Here is a 4,990-nt window from a genome sequence, read left to right as displayed (position 1 = left end):
GATTTTTTCCTTTCATTTTCGTATGAAAGTAGTCGGGAAACTTCTTCCTCCGTCATGCCGGCCCCGTTATTTCTCACCTCAATGTTCATATGACCGTCATGAGCTGCGATGCGCACTTCGATCACCCCTTCTTCATCTCCAAGCCCATGATACAAAGCGTTTTCGACGAGCGGCTGCAGGATGAAACGCGGAATCGTCTGGTCCAGCAGCGTCTCATCCATATCAAAACGGACATCAATCGGAGAGTCCTTAGCAATATGGTACCACAAGCCACGAACGCCCGAATTGAAATCCTTACTGAACTCAACTGTCACTGATGCATTCTATACCTCTTATGTTAAAGTTTTTTTAAGATATCGTTAAGTTAAGGAGAGATTGTTTTCAAATGTAAATTTGAAATTGATTCTCCAATAGAAAATGGTGGATCATTATGTTTAAGATTAACTTACTAAATGATGGACAAGAGAAGGTAAGTTAGCACATTAATCAGGACCGCACTATTCAAATTCAATGCCAAGTAAAGGACAGTAATCGCCAAAATAGATAAAGGGGGAGAAAATTGATCTCCCCCCCCCCGATTCATTACCGATCTTATCCAAATGTGATCAAAAAATGTTCTACTTTTGTGTCAATACATATTGAGCGTCTCGCAGCAAATATTCAGCCGCTTCGCTTGAGACGTGCTTTCCGCTTTGAGCCTTCACTTCATTCACAAAGCTGTTCAGATTGTTGTTTGCCAATTTCTCCAGCAGACTAGTGGCAATACCGACATTATCGATCCCATTGTTATTAGGAAAGCGTGTTACCAATGCCTTCAAAGAATCGATACTGGCTACCGTCGTAAACTGAATGGTCTTGCTTATCTGGTTGCCGGCCAAGTCGCTGGAGGATACAACAAGCGTATGCTGCCCAAGCGGCAACTTATAGAGCGGGATCGCCGTTCCGATTTGGTAAGAATACGTATCCAGTGTCACCGTCGTCTTGCTGCTGTCCACACCCGACAAGATATCCGTCAATGCAATCTGAGGCGTCAAGTCCACGGAAACTTGATAAATGCTGTTGTCTCCCGGTACGGTCACTTCGACCACAGGGGCAGCCGAATCCAGTTTGAAGCTTACTGATTTTCCTTCTTCTTGATTGCCGGCGTTATCCGTGGAGCGGAAGTTTATCGTATATGTTCCGTCTTGATCAAACGTTAACGACGATGTGTAAATCTTCCACGTAGTCCCTCCATCCAGACTATACTCCGTCTTCGCTACGTCCGACAGATTGTCCGCAGCGTTCATGCTTACCGCAATCGGATGCAAGTACCATCCGTTCAGTCCATCCGGCTCGGCAGGTGTTATCGCTGCTTTTGTTTCAGGAGTTTTCTTATCGATGCTAATGGATACCGTATGCGCTTGTTCCACGTTGCCTGCTTTGTCTACGCTCCAATATACAAGCTTGTGAACTCCTTCTTCTGACAATACGACGGAAGTTCCCGTTTGCTCAGCGCCACCGTCTAACTTGTAGTAGGTATTGGCTACACCCGTTCCGTTATCGCTTGCGCTTAAGGTTATCGTGCCTTGATTGACCCAGCCGCTTGGCGCATTGTCCGTTGTCGTTGGTGCTTGTTGATCAAGTCCAGCATTCATCAATTGCGTTACTTGAGCCTGAGTCAACGGACCGCTAAATACGCGAACATCGTCCAACAGTCCATTGTATGCTTCTCCGCCGGATTCATCGGCTCCAATTACGATCTTATTCGTTACAGCCGAAAGCTTTCCGATGTTCGTTGTATCACTTGCCACTACATTACCGTCAACATAGATCTTCAGTCCCATGGTGTGACTGTAGGAAGCGACATAATGATGCCAGTTGTTATCGCTGTAGGTCCATGGAAACGTCAGCAATTTAAGCATCGCTGGACCTTGGGGCCAATAGGCCACACGAGCTGTCCCCTCGTCTGTCAACTGTAGAGCAGTGAAACGCTTCTCTTGACGGAAGAGGTTCATGTATCTAGTTGCAGGCTGAGAAGTCTTGAACCAGAACGACACGGTCTCGTCACCCGATTGGTTCAATGTTGCCGTAGGGTTGATCTCGACCCTTGAGCCGTTGTTGAAAGCAAGCGCTCCGCCGAACTTGCCCGAAGCGGACCAAGTTGGGTTGTTAACCAGAGTTCCGGTGTTGCCCTTGCCTGAAGTATCGCCAGCGGTTGTACCGGATCCTTCATTGAACTTCCAGTGGGCTACTATATCGGCAGGCTTAGTAGATACGCTAATGGTAGTCGTCAATGGAACGCTGTTCGGATTGATGACTCCATTAGGCAAAGTTACTTCTCCTGTTACCGTGAAGGTCTGCCCCGTCGTGGCAGTCGGATCATATTCTATTTCGTCTAAATCCCAAGTTACGTCAGCCCTCAAATTTGCTGCATCAGTTGCCAGTATTATTTTTGCAGGTAGTTCAAGGGCTTCCGCTGTCTTCGCTACACCAATTGTCGGTGTTATCGCTTTAGGATCTATAATTCTATCAAGCGTTTTAGTTGTAGGATTAGGCCCATATACCTCAAAGTCATAAATTCTTGCTGTTGGATCGGTTGTTTGCGTTGGCGTCGTAACGTTCAACTTGATATAGCGAGCCGACACTTCGGCAATACTGTTTACCGTAACGCCGTAGTTATTATTGGCTATATTGACCACCGTAGTCCAGTTTGTGTCGTCATTGCTGACTTGAATATTGTAATCTTTCGTATTATAAGAGGCGCTCTCCGCAGCTTCCGATGCATGCTTAACGACAAACTGGTTCACTTTCTTCTCGGAACCAAGATCAACATGAAGCCAGCGGTCGTTGGAGCTGGAGCACCATTTGCTGCCCTGGATTATTCCGTCCACGGCATTAGCTGCTGTTGTTGTGTCACTGCACGCGCTATCCGCCGTAGCCGTTTTGTATAATGCCAAATTCGGATTTTCGCCATTCATGACTTCAGAATACTTAAAAAATTTCATTGAGCTTTCATTTCTAATGAGATAAAAGTAGAATTCTCCATCTTTTGATAGAAAAGGGACTGCTCCTGTGTTGTAAATATGCTCATTACCATTGCGCTTGTACAAGAGATGTTTATCGCTCCACGGTCCCTCCGGTCGATCAGCCACTCTGAAAAATGAGTCCCCATCGACGTTCTCCATATAAACCAGAACATATTTGCCATCCAATTGACCACCTTTTGCTTTAAAAAACGAAGGAATATTTCCGACAGGACCAACATCGTTTCCGACTACATCCTTTATATGGGAAGCGGTCTCATACTGTCGCGTCCAACCTGTGCCATTCCAGTATTCCTTTGCATTAAAATCTTCAAAGCTAGCTTTGGGCACTCTTGAGAGAAGTATATAAGAGTTAGATTTAGGATGAATTCCATCATAAATTTCATCTGCACCAAGCCCATAAACATAGCCATCATCATCTTCCCAAAAAGCTAAGTTATCAAACATCGATAATCGTATAGCATTGCCAACTACGGCATCACCTGAGTATGGTGAATATCCACTAGGAAGGGACGAGTAATATATAAATGGAAGCGCATCAAAAGCTTTAAGGGAATTAAAATCAATCGCGCCATTAGTAATTGTATATCTCATGAGCTGGAATGCATTGTTTCCACTGTTATGAAGATTGAAATATAAGTAATTATCTAAAACAATCCCGCCCAAATTCCAAGCGTTGCCATTGGAATACAATGTGCGGTTAGCGGTAGAACCTGCTTGAGCCGATAAAATAAGCTTATTGCCTGTGCTATCATATAGGCGGACAGCGCTTAGACCATACTGAGCAGGGTCGCCCCAGTTACCGTCATTCACAACCGGATTGTACGTAATCTTCACATATCTGGCTGTAATTGAATTGAGATCAATTTCCTTCGAGTAGCCGGTCGGTCCTGTACCGCTAGCTTGCGGGATCTGGAATGGAGAACCGTTTGTCAATTCCGTATAGGACACGCCATCTGTAGATGTGAATATCTTGATATTCTTCAAACCTTTGTTTGTATGTGTGGGCTCATTAAAATTCCAAATGTTCATTTTGCCCAGATTCTTTATGGCATAAGCGTCCAAAATAATATAGCTGTTGGCCGCAGACGGATTCTGGCCTGAAATCCACATTTTATGATAATCCGTATCATGTGTATCCGAAGCGCTTCTAATTCCACTCATCCCATAACCGTTGACAAGATTCCAGGCAACTGTTCCCGAATATCCGCTCTCCGCTTTATCGATCCCCCATATTTGGTTGAAGTTTTGCTTTTGTCCATTTGTGCCCCAAAAATAGTTGATTGAAGAGGTATCTGCATCAATCCCCGTATAAGTTCCTAGCGTGCTTCCCCCAACCCATCTGTCGCCAACAAAAGAATCATTAAAAAGAATGGCTGATTTGGTCGACGATGTTCCAAGTCCTTGCTGGTTCTTAATTCCGAATGGCAACCATAAAAATCCATCTCCCATATGATTCGTTTTATTGAACACGGCATCCAACTCGGGTGCTTCAGTCACCTGATACGTGTACGCACCTTCTGTTGTGCTTGCACTAGCGCGAAGAACTGGCTGTACGTCTTCAGTCACCTGTACCGCACCTTCTGCGCTGGCCCTTTGGGCAGGGACTTGTGCAGAGACTCCTATTACAAGATTTGCCGCAAGCAACAATGCCAAGGAAAAACTACTTTTGGATTTTCCTTTTTTCAACATTCCTATTCCTCCTTCAAATAATGAATGAGCAGGGAACTCCCTTTGCTAAGCGCTCAACTGACTGGACGGAAAATAAAATAGCCCGTTACCAAAAAGAAGGCCGAGGCCAAGGGGAATTCAGTTTTTACCTTCCATGGCTCTTATCCTAGTGACATGAGCAATACTGCGGTTATCTTTACCCTCATTTATTTCCCCCTTAGATCGAATATTTACCTTACGAAACCAGTGTACTATGCTTCTTGTCCTAGACATGAGCGAAAACAGTCGATAACAGA

The 4,990-nt window shown here is 44.9% G+C and carries 2 protein-coding genes; both read right to left on the bottom strand.

Annotated elements, in window-relative coordinates; translation table 11 throughout:
• Positions 1-314 (bottom strand): sensor histidine kinase (locus GC098_RS31275; protein ID WP_312880457.1); only part of this gene is annotated, 314 nt, incomplete at its 3' end.
• A 303-nt stretch (positions 315-617) separates the two neighbouring features.
• Entirely contained in the window at positions 618-4,715 is a 4,098-nt protein-coding gene (locus GC098_RS31270) for an OmpL47-type beta-barrel domain-containing protein (RefSeq protein ID WP_171647584.1), read from the bottom strand.
• Between the last annotated feature and the right edge of the window lie 275 nt (positions 4,716-4,990).

This window comes from Paenibacillus phytorum, assembly GCF_013141715.1.
In the GTDB taxonomy this organism is placed as follows: Bacteria; Bacillota; Bacilli; order Paenibacillales; family NBRC-103111; genus Paenibacillus_E; species Paenibacillus_E phytorum.
This window is presented reverse-complemented; position numbering and strand designations above follow the sequence as displayed.